Genomic DNA, 12,603 nt, shown 5'->3' with positions numbered 1-12,603 from the left:
GGCGCGGTACTCGCCGAAGAACTTCGTGATCGCAGCCGTCAGGCTCGTCTTGCCGTGATCGACGTGACCGATCGTCCCGATGTTCACGTGCGGCTTGTTACGCTCGAATTTGCTCTTGCCCATCTTGGCACTCCATTCACTAAAAACGTTGGCTCAAAGGAGCCGGATTCTTGTTCGCGAGATCTCAGGCGTACTTCTTCTGGATCTCGTCGGCGACCTGGTTCGGAACCTGCTCGTAATGATCGAAGCTCATCGTGTACTGAGCACGACCCTGAGACATCGAGCGGAGCGTGTTCACGTAACCGAACATGTTCGCCAGCGGCACGAAGGCGTTGACGGCCTGGACGATGCCGCGATTTTCCGTGCCCTGGATCTGGCCACGGCGGGAGTTCAGATCGCCGATGACGTCGCCCATGTAATCTTCGGGCGTGACGACCTCGACCTTCATGATCGGCTCGAGAAGACGCGGACCGCCCTTCTGGATCGCTTCGCGGAACGCGGCACGCGCCGCGATCTCGAAGGCAAGGACCGAGGAGTCGACGTCGTGGAAGGCGCCGTCCGTCAGTTCAGCCTTGATGTCGACCATCGGGAAGCCTGCGATCGGGCCGGAACCCATGACCGACAGAATGCCCTTCTCGACGCCCGGAATATACTCCTTGGGAACCGAGCCACCGACGATCTTGGATTCGAAGGTGAAGCCTTCGCCAAGTTCGGCCGGAGCGAAGGAGAGCTTGACGCGGGCGAACTGGCCCGTACCACCGGTCTGCTTCTTGTGGGTGTAGTCGACGTCGGCAGCCCGCGAAATGGTTTCGCGATAGGCAACCTGCGGCGCACCGATATTGGCCTCGACCTTGAACTCGCGCTTCATGCGATCAACGAGAATGTCGAGGTGAAGCTCGCCCATGCCGGCGATGATCGTCTGGCCGGACTCTTCGTCGGTCTTCACGCGGAACGACGGATCCTCGGCAGCCAAGCGGTTGAGCGCCAGACCCATCTTCTCCTGGTCGGCCTTGGTCTTCGGCTCGATGGCGATCTCGATGACCGGATCGGGGAATTCCATGCGCTCCAGGATGACCGGCTTCAGGGGATCGCACAGCGTGTCGCCCGTCGTCGTGTCCTTGAGGCCGGCCAGTGCGACGATGTCGCCGGCGAACGCCTCTTCGATGTCTTCGCGCGAGTTCGAATGCATCTGCAGCATGCGGCCGACGCGCTCTTTCTTCTCCTTGACGGTGTTCGTCAGGGACGTGCCCTTGGTGAGCACGCCGGAATAGATGCGAGCGAAGGTGAGCGAGCCGACGAACGGATCGTTCATGATCTTGAAGGCCAGCATCGAGAGCGGCTCGTCGTCGGCCGAGCGACGGATCGTCTCTTCCTCGGTCTTCGGATCGATCCCCTTGATGGCCTTGACCTCCACCGGCGACGGCAGGAAGTCGACGACCGCGTCGAGCAGGGGCTGGACGCCCTTGTTCTTGAAGGCCGAACCACAGAGAACCGGCGTGAACCAGACGTCGCAGGTGCCCTTGCGGATCAGCTTGCGGATCTCGTCATTGCCCGGCATCTCGCCTTCGAGGTAACGCTCCATGGCGCCCTCGTCGACCTCGACGGCGGCTTCGATCATCTGCTCGCGATACTCTTCAGCACGCTCTTTCATGTCCTCGGGGATCTCGACGATATCCCACTCGGCACCCAGATTTTCGTCGCGCCACACAAGCGCCTTCATCTCGATGAGATCGACGACGCCCTTGAGTTCGGTCTCGGCACCGATCGGCAGCTGGATCACGATCGGACGCGCACCAAGACGGGACTTGATCATCTCGACGCAGCGATAGAAATCGGCGCCGATCTTGTCCATCTTGTTGACGAAGATCATCCGCGGAACTTCGTACTTGTCGGCCTGACGCCACACGGTCTCGGTCTGCGGCTCGACACCGGCATTGGCGTCGAGGAGCGCGATCGCGCCATCGAGAACACGCAGCGAGCGCTCGACTTCGATGGTGAAGTCGACATGGCCCGGCGTGTCGATGATGTTGAAGCGGCGCTTCTTGCCGTCGCGGCCTTCCCAGAAGGTCGTGGTCGCAGCGGAGGTGATCGTGATCCCGCGCTCCTGCTCCTGCTCCATCCAGTCCATCGTCGCGGCGCCGTCATGGACTTCGCCGATCTTGTGGGACTTGCCGGTGTAGTAGAGAATCCGCTCGGTCGTCGTCGTCTTGCCCGCATCGATGTGGGCCATGATGCCGAAGTTGCGGTAGTCTTCGATCTTATATTCGCGTGCCATAGGGCTCGTCTCTCTAGTTCGAAGCTAAAATTACCAGCGGTAGTGCGAGAAGGCGCGGTTGGCATCGGCCATGCGATGCGTATCTTCGCGCTTCTTCACGGCAGTTCCGCGATTGTTGGCGGCGTCCATCAGCTCACCGGACAGACGATCGATCATGGTCGTCTCGTTCCGCTTGCGGGCCGCCGTGATCAGCCAGCGAATGGCCAGGGCCTGACGCCGCTCGGGGCGGACGTCGACCGGAACCTGATAGGTCGCACCACCGACGCGGCGCGAACGGACCTCGACGTGCGGCGCGATGTTCTCGAGCGCCTGGTGGAAGATGGCGACGGGCTCCTGGCGCGTCTTCTCCTCGACCGTGTCAAACGCACCGTAGACGATGCGCTCCGCGGTGGACTTCTTGCCGTGATACATCACGGCGTTCATGAACTTTGACACGACGAGATCGCCGAACTTCGGGTCCGGGTTGATCTCGCGTTTTTCGGCGGCGTGGCGACGTGACATTCAGCAGCTCTTCAACTTGATTGGGTTGCGCGATTATTTCGGACGCTTCGCGCCGTACTTCGACCGGCGCTGCTTACGGTTCTTCACGCCCTGCGTATCGAGCACACCGCGGATGATGTGATAACGAACGCCCGGCAAATCCTTCACGCGTCCGCCGCGGATCATGACGACCGAGTGTTCCTGAAGATTGTGGCCCTCGCCCGGAATGTAGCCGATGACTTCATATCCGTTGACGAGACGAACCTTGGCGACCTTACGAAGCGCCGAGTTCGGCTTCTTCGGAGTCGTGGTATAGACGCGGGTGCAAACGCCGCGCTTCTGCGGGTTGGCTTCAAGCGCCGGAACCGTGTTTCGCTCTGCAGGCCGTACGCGCGGCTTGCGGATCAGCTGGTTGATGGTCGGCATTCCAACCTTCCCCTTACATCGTTCTCGTTTCGCATTCCTCGAAACGAACCAAATCCAAAACGCGAGCCGATCCAGATGGATCGTCATGCGCGAAACCGAGCGGCCGATTTCCCGTTGAAGAGAAGGCGCTCGGTAAAAACCAGAGGACCGCAGTCGCAGGACGCGGTCATGAGCCAGAGAGTTTTTCGTCTCGTGAACAAAAAACCTTGTTTGAGGCGCGCTGACTCCCGGACATGGCGTCTACAGGAAGATTCGGCCTCACATCGGCTTTGTTGGGCGGTACTTAACGATTCTGCGTATGTGCGTCAAGCCACCTTCCGGAAAGGCGTGTATTGCGCGCGGGTCGATCAGCGCGCCGCCGTCTATCGGATATCGGGAAGCCGGCACCTTGGCGCGAAACCCCGGCACGGAGCAGTTGAAGCCAGACCTGAATGCTTTGGTTCACGGCATTGATTTCGCAAAGCAAACTATCGACGCAACAGGCCCGAGACAAGGACGTGCGCGGACGACGCTCGCCGCGCTCTGCGTCGCGCCCGATCGAATGCGTGATCAGGCGCGACGTTCATTGAGTCAGGACCGTAGCCTCAGCCGACGGCCTTGACGATTTTCTGGGCGGCGTCGTCGAGATCGTCCGCCGAGGTGATGTCGAGTCCGGACTGGTCGAGAATCGCCTTCCCCTTCTCGACATTCGTGCCTTCGAGGCGAACCACCAGCGGAACCTTGAGACCGACTTCCTTCACCGCGGTCACCACACCTTCGGCGATCACGTCGCACCGCATGATGCCACCGAAGATGTTGACCAGGATTCCCTTGACGTTGGGGTCCGCGGTGATGATCTTGAATGCCGCGGTCACCTTCTCGGTGGTCGCGCCGCCGCCGACGTCGAGGAAATTGGCCGGCGACTTGCCGTAGAGCTTGATGATGTCCATCGTCGCCATGGCAAGGCCGGCGCCATTCACCATGCAGCCGATATCGCCTTCGAGAGCGACATAGGCGAGATCGTACTTAGACGCCTCGATTTCCTTGGCGTCCTCTTCGGTCTCGTCGCGCAGCGCCTTGATGTCCGGGTGCCGGAAGAGCGCGTTGCCATCGAACGAGACTTTCGCGTCGAGCACGCGCAGCCGGCCGTTCTCCATGACGATCAAAGGATTGATCTCGAGAAGGCTCATATCCTTCTCGGTGAACGCCTTGTAGAGGATCGGGAAGAGGGTCATGCCGTCGTCCCGCGCCTGCCCCGTCAGTTCCAGGGCATCGCAAATCTTCGCGGCGTCGTCCTGTGTCACGCCGTCCATGGGCGCGATCGGCACGTTGATGATCTTGTCGGGGGTCTCCTCCGCCACGGCCTCGATATCCATGCCGCCTTCCGTCGAGACGACGAAGGCGACCTTGCCGACGGCGCGATCGACGAGCAAAGATAGATAGAGTTCGCGGTCGATGTCTGCGCCGTCCTCGATATAGAGGCGGTTCACCTGCTTGCCTTGCTCGCCGGTCTGCTTGGTCTCGAGCGTGTTGCCGAGCATTTCGCGGGCATTGGCGACGACCTCCTCGATCGACCGCGACAGGCGCACGCCGCCCTTCGAATCCGGTCCGAGTTCCTTGAACTTGCCTTTGCCGCGCCCGCCGGCATGGATCTGGCTCTTGACGACGTAGAGAGGGCCCGGCAGAGAGCGCGCCGCGCTTTCGGCCTCGTCCGCCGACGTGATGGCGACGCCTTCGGCAACGGGAGCGCCGAAGCTCTTGAGAACCTGCTTGGCCTGGTATTCGTGAATGTTCATGTGGTGCCCTTTGTGCCTCCTCGAGGCCTTAAGAAAAACGAGGCTGCGGTCGCCCGAGCCCCGTTGAAGAATTGATCCGTCAGCGAAGGTTCGGCGCGATGCCCCTGCAGGCTTCCATCAGGCCCTTGACGCTCTCGACGGACTTGTCGAACTGGCTCTGCTCGTCGTCGACCAGATCGATCTCGATCACGCGTTCGACGCCGCCTTCGCCGATGACGCACGGAACGCCGACATACATGTCCGAAAGGCCGTATTCGCCGTTGAGCGCGGCGGCACAGGGCAGGACGCGCTTCCGGTCCTTCAGATAGGCTTCGGCCATCGCGATCGCCGATGCGGCCGGTGCGTAATAGGCCGAGCCGTTGCCGAGAAGGCCGACGATCTCCGCGCCGCCGTCACGGGTGCGCTGGATGATCTCCTCGAGGCGCTCCTGCGTGCACCAGCCCATCTTGACGAGGTCGGTGAGCGGAATGCCGGCGACGGTGGAGTAGCGCTTCAACGGCACCATCGTGTCGCCGTGGCCGCCCAGAACGAAGGCCGTCACGTCGGCGACGGACACCTTGAACTCGGATGCGAGGAAATGCCGGAAGCGCGATGAGTCGAGAACGCCGGCCATGCCGACGACCTTGTTCTTCGGCAGCCCCGAAAATTTCTGCAGCGCCCAGACCATCGCGTCGAGTGGATTGGTGATGCAGATGACGAACGCGTCCGGCGCGTATTTCGCGATTCCGGCCCCGACCTGCTCCATGACCTTGAGGTTCGTGCCGAGAAGGTCGTCGCGGCTCATGCCCGGCTTGCGGGGCACGCCGGCGGTCACGATGCACACGTCGGCGCCCTCGATCGCCGCATAGTCGTTCGCACCGGAGAAGGCGCCGTCAAACCCGTCGACAGGGGCCGATTCCGCGATGTCGAGCGCCTTGCCCTGGGGCGTGCCCTGGGCAATATCGAACAGAACGACGTCTCCGAGGTCCTTGATTCCGGCGAGGTGTGCGAGCGTTCCGCCGATCATGCCGGAACCGATCAATGCAATCTTATTGCGGGCCAAGATATGAGTCCTCCTTGTCTGGCGACGGGACGCATTCGGCGCGCTCCGCGCGAAATTCCTTGCCGATATCGCCGCCGCCGGCGGCTTCATCGACGCTTTCGAGCCGACACTTAGCGCGCCGCTCACATTATTGCACTGCAAACCTGCCGGAATATCCGGCCCGGACGGACCGTTCCCCGATGGAGACAATCATCAATAGAAGATCGGGATAGACCGGGGGGCAGGCAGGTGCAACAGGGACGAAATAAGCGTCCGGCATTTCAAACGGTTAGATCGGTCGGCGCCGTTTTCCCCTCGGCACCTAAGCCTCAACGATCACAAGCAGAAAACGCCAGCCACAACTATTTTTACCGCGGCGGTGGAATCGACCCGTCGGATTTGGCGCAAGGGCGCGCGTCCCACGCGAAAAACGCGTCGGTGATCCGCCGCCGGGAACGGTGCGTGGACGCAGACGCGGATGTCGGCACCCGTTCGCCACGCGCGATGCACCGTTCGGCAGCGAGTATACACGCCGTCTCAGATTGCAGGGAACACAAGCGGCCAATAGACACGGCGGCCATCGCCACATTTTATAAGTGGAACGTATGGTTTTCTCAGTCATACGTGATCCTCATCGTGTGCGAACCGCGCCATAGGCATTTGTTTACATTTGCCCTCGTAGAGAGATCGACAGGCGACGACCATCAAGGCGCGTTGCACGGCCGGGAACGACACGAAGGACGGACGCTTGCACTTCGAGTTGATCCTGATGCATCTGGAAGGCCTCGGCCTGCTTGCGATGCTGTCGATCGCCTATGGCGCGATTCGGCGAAGTGGCTTTGGCGTCCACAAGCAGAGAATGCTTTTCGGGTGTGCGACCGCGCTTGCCGCCGGGCTCGCACTGGCGGACCGGACCGATCTCGGCAACGGCGTCTTCGTCGACAACCGCTCGCTGATCGTCGGGATCGGGGCGGCGTTCGGGGGACCGTTCACGGCCCTGATCGCCGGCAGCGCGACGGGGATTTTCCGGTTCTGGCTCGGTGGAAACGGCATGGTGACGGGATTATGCGCGCTCGTCACCGCCAGCGCCGCCGGTCTTGGCTGGCATTACCTCCTGTTCCGGCACGGCCGGGTCGAGACCTACAGCCTCTTCATGCTCGGGCTCGGCATCGCGACCCATGCCGCGGTCGTGCTCTTCATTCCCGGCGCGCTTCCGCAAGAGACGCGGGCGCTGATGATGGGGAGCATGATGGCCTCCAGCATCGTCTCGGCCTGGGTTCTCGGCGCGCTGATGGTGCGCGAGGAGCATCTGATCCGCCACGAGGCCAAGCTCCTGGACCTTGCAAGCTTCGATCCCCTGACCAAGGTCGCCAACCGGCGCGCCTACGACCTGGCCGTGGAATCGCTCGGCCAGGCTGAAGAGATCGCGCCCTACTCCATCCTCATCATCGATCTCGATCACTTCAAGGCGGTCAACGACCGTTACGGGCATGCGGCCGGCGACCTCGTCCTGCAGGCCGTCGCGGCCAAGCTGAAGCTTGCCGCGGGCGAGACCGCAACGGTCGCGCGGTTCGGCGGCGAGGAGTTCGTCGTTCTCCTGAAGGAGACCTCGCACGATGCTGCCAGCGCCATCGCCGAACGGATCCGCCGGCAGGTCGAGGACTGGCCGCGCACAGGGACCGGGGACGTGATCGCCGTCACGGCATCGGTCGGCCTTGCCACCGCCGGTACCGGCAGCAGTCCGGACGACGTTTTGCGGCAGGCCGACAGCGCGCTCTACGACGCAAAGCAAAGCGGCCGAAACTGCGTGCGCAGCTACCGCCCCCCGAAGCCCGTCGATGCCCCCGCCTCCCGTGCGGGCGACGTGGCGACCCGCATGCTCTACGCGAACGCGTCCTGATCGAAACCGTCAGGCGAGCTCAACCGGCTCGCTGTCGCCGGCCATGTAGGTGTCGCCGCGCATTTCGAAGAGACGCGAGACGGTCCGGTCGAACTCGAACTTTTCCGTTCCCGAAGGCGCGGAATAGAGTTGCTTTGCCGGCACCTCCGCCGAGATCACCAGCCTTCGACCCGCGTCGTAGAACGTATCGACGAGGTTGATCAGACGCTTGGCCTCGTTTCGCTCCGACTTGGTGAGCGCCGGAACGCCTTCCAGGATGACCGTGTGGAACCGCTTGGCGAGGGCGATGTAATCCTGCGCCCCGAGCGGCTGGCCGAGAAGCGCCTCGTACGAAAACCGGGCGGCGCCGTTGCCCGAACGGGGCACCTGGATGGTGCGTCCCTTCACCGAGAGCGAGGCCGCATGCTCGCTTGCGCCGGACAGGAGCGCATTCCAGACCTTGTCGACGCGGCCTTCCGCATTCTCGTCGAGCGGGGTGATATAGAGATCGTCGGTTCCGATCGCCGCCATGCGATAGTCTTCGCCGCCATCGAGCGCGAGGATCTCGACATGCGCCTTGAGCTTTTCGACGAAGGGGAGGAACAGGCCGCGATTGAGACCGTCCTTGTAGAGATCGTCCGGATCGACATTGGAGGTCGCGACCAGCACCACGCCTTCGGCGAACAGCGCCTCGAACAGGCGCGACAGGATCATCGCATCCGTCACGTCGGTCACGGAGAACTCGTCGAAGCACAGGAGGAGGCTCTCGGCCGCGATCTGCCTGGCGACGGGGGGGATCGGATCGTCCTGCGACGCGGTTCCCTCCTTCACCTGATAACGATGCGCCGTGATCCTGTCGTGGACGTCGCCCATGAAGGCGTGGAAGTGCACCCGCCGCTTCCGGGAGACCGAGCTCTGGCGGTAGAACATATCCATGACCATGGTCTTGCCGCGCCCGACTGCGCCGTAGACGTAGAGCCCGTCGACCTTTTCCGGCTTGCCCTTTTTCCCGAACATCCAGCCCAGCGCGCTCGATTTGGTCGCGACCGAGCGATTGGAAAGATCGTGGTCGAGCCGGTCGAGCCGGTCGGCCAGAAGCTTCTGCGCAGGATCGGCCTCGATCTCGCCGGTTTCGATGAGTCGTTCGAGTTTGGCGCGGACAGGGCCCCAGCGCTTGCGGTCTGTTCTGCTCGATGGATTGGCCATCCAGATCTCCGGTAATCATGCCGAGAACAGCACCCACTTTTCTCAAGACGCATGCATAGGCAGGTTTGCGGCGCAAAAGAACCCTCGCGCGAATTCGGGCGCCCATTTGCCGGTTCATATTTTGTGGTGCTACAGCACTTTGAAAAGCCTCGATCGGAGAGACAGGACATGGCCGGCACCAAAGGACGGCGCGACGCGAGCGTGACGCGAGAGACCCGGGAAACGAAAATCCGCGTCCGGGTCGATCTCGACGGCACGGGACAGGGGCAGATCTCCACCGGCATCGGTTTCTTCGACCACATGCTGGACCAGCTGGCGCGCCATTCCCTGATCGACATGGAGATCGAGGCCGTCGGCGATCTTCACATCGACGACCACCACACCGTGGAGGACACCGGCATCGCGCTCGGCCAGGCGATCCGCCAGGCCATGGGCGAGCGACGCGGCATCCGGCGCTATGCGTCGCTCGACCTTGCAATGGACGAGTGCCTGACGCGTGCGGCGATCGACGTGTCCGGCAGGCCGTTCCTCGTCTTCTCGGCCGTGTTCACCCGCGCAAAGATCGGCGGCTTCGACACCGAGCTCGTCCGCGAGTTCTTCCAGGCTTTCGCGCAGAACGCCGGACTGACCCTTCACGTCACCAATCTGTACGGCGAGAATTCGCACCACATCGCCGAAACCTGCTTCAAGTCGGTCGCGCGGGTGCTCGGCGAAGCCGTCTCCATCGATCCGAGGCAGGCCGAGCTGGTTCCGTCGACCAAGGGCATGCTGGCATGATCCCGGAATTCGCCGATCGCCGCCCGGACCTTTCGCGATGAGCGGGAAACGCTGGGTCGTGCTCGAACCGCCAAGTGCGACCGGACCGGATGCCGAGGCGGTCCCGGCGCCGACGGCCGAGGCGCAGTTCGTGAAGGACGCGTTTTCCACGCTCGCCTTCTTCTTCCTGTTCCTCTGGCTCTTCTGGCACCGGCTCTGGCTGGCCGGCATCACGGTCCTCGCGCTCTACATCGCCATCGCCATGATCGGCTGGTGGCAGGATTTCGGCGTCTTCGCCTGGTTCGCCCAGACGGGGCTCGCCCTGCTCGTCGGGCTCGAGGCGCGAAACATTCTGATCGCCAAGCGTCTGCGCACCTGCTGGCGCATGGCTGCCGTTCTTTATGCCGACGGGCGCGCGGAGGCGGAGCTTCGCTATTACGACCGGGATCGCGCACCGGCGTCGGAGCGCAGCGACGACGAGACGCGTCGGCCGGTCGGGCAGACCCCGGTCGCCGGAGACAGGCACGCGGCCGCCCTGCCCTGGGCGCACCCGGTTTCCTGATTCTCGTCCCACCCCATTCAGACCTTGACGGAATACGACAATGCAGACGGTCACGATCATCGATTACGGCTCGGGAAACCTGCGCTCGGCGACGAACGCGTTCGAGCGCGCGGCGCGCGAAAGCGGGATCGACGCGGACATTCTTCTCACCGACGATGCCGACGCCGTTCGCAAGGCCGATCGGATCGTCCTGCCCGGCGTCGGCGCCTATGCGGACTGCCGACGCGGTCTCAACGCGGTGCCGGGCATGATCGAGGCCCTGACGGAGGCGGTGGAGACGAATGCGCGTCCCTTCCTCGGCATCTGCGTCGGCATGCAGCTGATGGCCGAGCGCGGTCTCGAAAAGGCCGTGACTCCGGGTTTCGGATGGGTGAAGGGCGACGTCGAGAAGATCCAGCCCGACGATCCGGCTCTGAAGATCCCGCAGATCGGCTGGAACACGCTCGACGTCTCGACGCCGCACCGGCTGCTGGACGGCATCGAGACCGGGCCGCACGGCCTGCACGCCTATTTCGTCCATTCCTACCATCTTGCGGCGGCGCGCGGCGACGAGTTGGTCGCGAGCACCGACTATGGCGGCCCGGTCACGGCCATGGTGGCCAGCGGCAACAAGGCGGGCACCCAGTTCCATCCCGAGAAGAGCCAGATGCTGGGCCTGAAACTCATCTCCAATTTCCTCAGCTGGGCACCTTGAAGATTGCGTATTCCCATCGGACGGCGGGCCGGACGTTCCGGCGCAAGCGGCAAAACCGTCCTCTCGTCCCGATTGCCGGCCACGACGCCTGACGCGCCCTGCGGCATGCCCCAAACTCCGATCGATCCGAACAAGGCTTCACCATGCCCATTCTCTTCCCCGCCATCGACCTCAAGGATGGTGCCTGCGTTCGTCTGAAGCTCGGCCTGATGGATCAGGCGACGGTCTATAACGAGGATCCGGCCGCCCAGGCGCGTTCGTTCCGCGACATGGGCTTCGACCACCTGCACGTCGTCGACCTCAACGGCGCGTTCAAGGGCGAAGCGGTCAATGGTAGCGCGGTGGACGCGATCATCGAGGCCGTGGGCCAGGACATGAAAGTCCAGCTCGGCGGCGGCATCCGCACGATGGACGACATCGAGCGCTGGCTGGGCAAGGGCCTTGCCCGGGTGATCCTCGGCACGATCGCCGTCCGCGATCCCGATCTCGTCAAACGGGCGGCGAAGCGGTTTCCCGGCCGGATCGCCGTCGGCATCGACGCCAAGGGCGGACGGGTCGCCGTGGAAGGCTGGGCGGAAACATCCGAGCTGACGGCGGTCGATCTCGCCCGCCGTTTCGAGGATGCGGGGGTGGCGGCCGTCATCTACACCGATATCGACCGGGACGGCGTTTTGGCCGGCATCAACTGGCCCGCCACGATCGATCTGGCCGAGGCGGTCTCGATCCCCGTCATCGCCTCGGGCGGCCTTGCTTCCATGGCCGACATCGTTCGCATGACCATGCCGGACGCGGTCCGGCTCGAAGGCGCGATCTCCGGCCGCGCGCTCTACGACGGCCGCATCGATGCGGCCGAAGCGCTGGACGTCCTGAAACGATGAAGGAAATTTTCGAACAGGCGATATCACGCGCCGAGATCGTGAGGGTGCGCAACGCTCTGAACCCCATGCTGTGGCTGACGGCAGTAGCCACTCCCGTGTTTCTGCTGTTTGCGTGGCTGGCTGATTTTGAAAGCATCACGGGGGTGATTTTCACGGCGGTTGCCATCCTGCCAGTCTTGGCCACGATCGTCGGATATTATATATTCTTGTTCTCTGATCGCGACCGGCTTCAGTCAGAAGAGTTTGTTCTGGAGCACCGAAAACTGCAATATCTCGAACGGAAAGGCGGTGGCGGCAAACACCAGATCGAGAAGAAGCCGCCGATAGAGTCATACGTGGAATCCGACGAGGCTGAAGAGTGAACGCGTATCTGCTAACATTCGATACGGATCGATATGACCGTCGAACATTGCTGTCTACAATCGATGCTATGGAAGAAATAGCGAACTGGTATGCGTTTTTCCCAGGAAGCGTCGCGATCGTTTCGGAACACGATGCCAAGTCCGTAGCGAATGCTCTTCGCCATCATTTGCCAAAGGCTCCGTTTCTCATCACGTCGATCGAACGTGGTTCGCGAGCGGGATTTCTGCCACGCTCGGTCTGGAAATTCATCAAGGATCCGCAGTCAGTCGATCGTTTGGCGTCTTGACT

General features: G+C 62.7%; 14 protein-coding genes. 7 read left to right on the top strand and 7 right to left on the bottom strand.

Going from position 1 to position 12,603, the window contains the following annotated elements; all coding sequences use genetic code 11:
* From U0C82_RS17050 to mdh, 6 genes are all read right to left on the bottom strand, one after another.
* On the bottom strand, positions 1-123 hold a 123-nt coding region (locus U0C82_RS17050; RefSeq protein WP_322188817.1), incomplete at its 3' end, for a GTP-binding protein.
* Positions 124-184: 61 nt separating this feature from the next.
* Entirely contained in the window at positions 185-2,275 is a 2,091-nt protein-coding gene (fusA, locus tag U0C82_RS17045) for an elongation factor G (RefSeq protein WP_322188812.1), read from the bottom strand.
* A 30-nt stretch (positions 2,276-2,305) separates the two neighbouring features.
* Positions 2,306-2,776 (bottom strand): 30S ribosomal protein S7, encoded by a 471-nt coding sequence (rpsG, locus tag U0C82_RS17040; RefSeq protein WP_322188810.1) that lies wholly within the window; start codon positions 2,774-2,776, stop codon positions 2,306-2,308.
* A gap of 33 nt (positions 2,777-2,809) precedes the next feature.
* The gene (gene rpsL / locus U0C82_RS17035) at positions 2,810-3,181 is read right to left on the bottom strand and encodes a 30S ribosomal protein S12 (protein WP_116681349.1); all 372 of its coding nucleotides are present in this window, start codon (positions 3,179-3,181) and stop codon (positions 2,810-2,812) included.
* 584 nt (positions 3,182-3,765) lie between these two features.
* Positions 3,766-4,956: an ADP-forming succinate--CoA ligase subunit beta gene (sucC, locus tag U0C82_RS17030; protein ID WP_322188808.1), complete on the bottom strand. Its 1,191-nt coding sequence runs from the start codon at positions 4,954-4,956 to the stop codon at positions 3,766-3,768.
* A gap of 79 nt (positions 4,957-5,035) precedes the next feature.
* Positions 5,036-5,998: a malate dehydrogenase gene (mdh, locus tag U0C82_RS17025; protein WP_322188806.1), complete on the bottom strand. Its 963-nt coding sequence runs from the start codon at positions 5,996-5,998 to the stop codon at positions 5,036-5,038.
* 727 nt (positions 5,999-6,725) lie between these two features.
* On the opposite strand from mdh, the gene U0C82_RS17020 reads away from it, so the two are divergent.
* Positions 6,726-7,877, top strand: a complete 1,152-nt coding sequence (locus U0C82_RS17020) for a diguanylate cyclase domain-containing protein (RefSeq protein WP_322188804.1) — start codon at positions 6,726-6,728, stop codon at positions 7,875-7,877.
* Positions 7,878-7,886: 9 nt separating this feature from the next.
* Here the strand turns inward: U0C82_RS17020 and zapE are convergent, their stop codons facing one another.
* Complete coding sequence (gene zapE / locus U0C82_RS17015; protein WP_322188802.1) at positions 7,887-9,062, bottom strand: cell division protein ZapE; 1,176 nt, start codon at positions 9,060-9,062, stop codon at positions 7,887-7,889.
* A gap of 168 nt (positions 9,063-9,230) precedes the next feature.
* On the opposite strand from zapE, the gene hisB reads away from it, so the two are divergent.
* From hisB to U0C82_RS16985, 6 genes are all read left to right on the top strand, one after another.
* Positions 9,231-9,839 carry an imidazoleglycerol-phosphate dehydratase HisB gene (gene hisB / locus U0C82_RS17010; RefSeq protein ID WP_322188800.1) on the top strand — a complete coding sequence of 203 codons (609 nt, stop codon included), beginning with the start codon at positions 9,231-9,233 and terminating at the stop codon, positions 9,837-9,839.
* A gap of 37 nt (positions 9,840-9,876) precedes the next feature.
* A complete protein-coding gene (locus tag U0C82_RS17005; RefSeq protein ID WP_322188798.1) occupies positions 9,877-10,380 on the top strand; it encodes a DUF2628 domain-containing protein in 504 nt (167 codons plus the stop codon).
* 40 nt (positions 10,381-10,420) lie between these two features.
* The gene (gene hisH, locus U0C82_RS17000; protein WP_322188797.1) at positions 10,421-11,074 is read left to right on the top strand and encodes an imidazole glycerol phosphate synthase subunit HisH; all 654 of its coding nucleotides are present in this window, start codon (positions 10,421-10,423) and stop codon (positions 11,072-11,074) included.
* A 143-nt stretch (positions 11,075-11,217) separates the two neighbouring features.
* Complete coding sequence (gene hisA / locus U0C82_RS16995; RefSeq protein ID WP_322188796.1) at positions 11,218-11,952, top strand: 1-(5-phosphoribosyl)-5-[(5-phosphoribosylamino)methylideneamino]imidazole-4-carboxamide isomerase; 735 nt, start codon at positions 11,218-11,220, stop codon at positions 11,950-11,952.
* On the top strand, positions 11,949-12,314 hold the full coding sequence (locus tag U0C82_RS16990) for a hypothetical protein (RefSeq protein WP_322188794.1): 366 nt from the start codon (positions 11,949-11,951) through the stop codon (positions 12,312-12,314). The genes hisA and U0C82_RS16990 overlap by 4 nt, the downstream gene beginning before the upstream one ends.
* On the top strand, positions 12,311-12,601 hold the full coding sequence (locus U0C82_RS16985; protein WP_322188792.1) for a hypothetical protein: 291 nt from the start codon (positions 12,311-12,313) through the stop codon (positions 12,599-12,601). Before U0C82_RS16990 ends, U0C82_RS16985 begins: the two co-directional genes overlap by 4 nt.
* Positions 12,602-12,603: the final 2 nt, after the last annotated feature.

This window comes from Fulvimarina uroteuthidis (assembly GCF_034321785.1).
Taxonomy (GTDB): Bacteria; Pseudomonadota; Alphaproteobacteria; order Rhizobiales; family Rhizobiaceae; genus Fulvimarina; species Fulvimarina uroteuthidis.
Note: the sequence above shows the minus strand (reverse complement) of the source record. Positions and strands in the feature narration are given on the sequence as shown.

Excerpts from the sequence above, each read along its gene's own strand:
- hisA (WP_322188796.1), top strand. The coding sequence starts at position 11,218 with ATGCCCATTCTCTTCCCCGCCATCGACCTCAAGGATGGTGCCTGCGTT.
- U0C82_RS17005 (WP_322188798.1), top strand. The coding sequence starts at position 9,877 with ATGAGCGGGAAACGCTGGGTCGTGCTCGAACCGCCAAGTGCGACCGGA.
- sucC (WP_322188808.1), bottom strand. The coding sequence starts at position 4,956 with ATGAACATTCACGAATACCAGGCCAAGCAGGTTCTCAAGAGCTTCGGC.
- rpsL (WP_116681349.1), bottom strand. The coding sequence starts at position 3,181 with ATGCCGACCATCAACCAGCTGATCCGCAAGCCGCGCGTACGGCCTGCA.
- hisH (WP_322188797.1), top strand. The coding sequence starts at position 10,421 with ATGCAGACGGTCACGATCATCGATTACGGCTCGGGAAACCTGCGCTCG.
- fusA (WP_322188812.1), bottom strand. The coding sequence starts at position 2,275 with ATGGCACGCGAATATAAGATCGAAGACTACCGCAACTTCGGCATCATG.
- U0C82_RS16990 (WP_322188794.1), top strand. The coding sequence starts at position 11,949 with ATGAAGGAAATTTTCGAACAGGCGATATCACGCGCCGAGATCGTGAGG.
- hisB (WP_322188800.1), top strand. The coding sequence starts at position 9,231 with ATGGCCGGCACCAAAGGACGGCGCGACGCGAGCGTGACGCGAGAGACC.
- zapE (WP_322188802.1), bottom strand. The coding sequence starts at position 9,062 with ATGGCCAATCCATCGAGCAGAACAGACCGCAAGCGCTGGGGCCCTGTC.
- rpsG (WP_322188810.1), bottom strand. The coding sequence starts at position 2,776 with ATGTCACGTCGCCACGCCGCCGAAAAACGCGAGATCAACCCGGACCCG.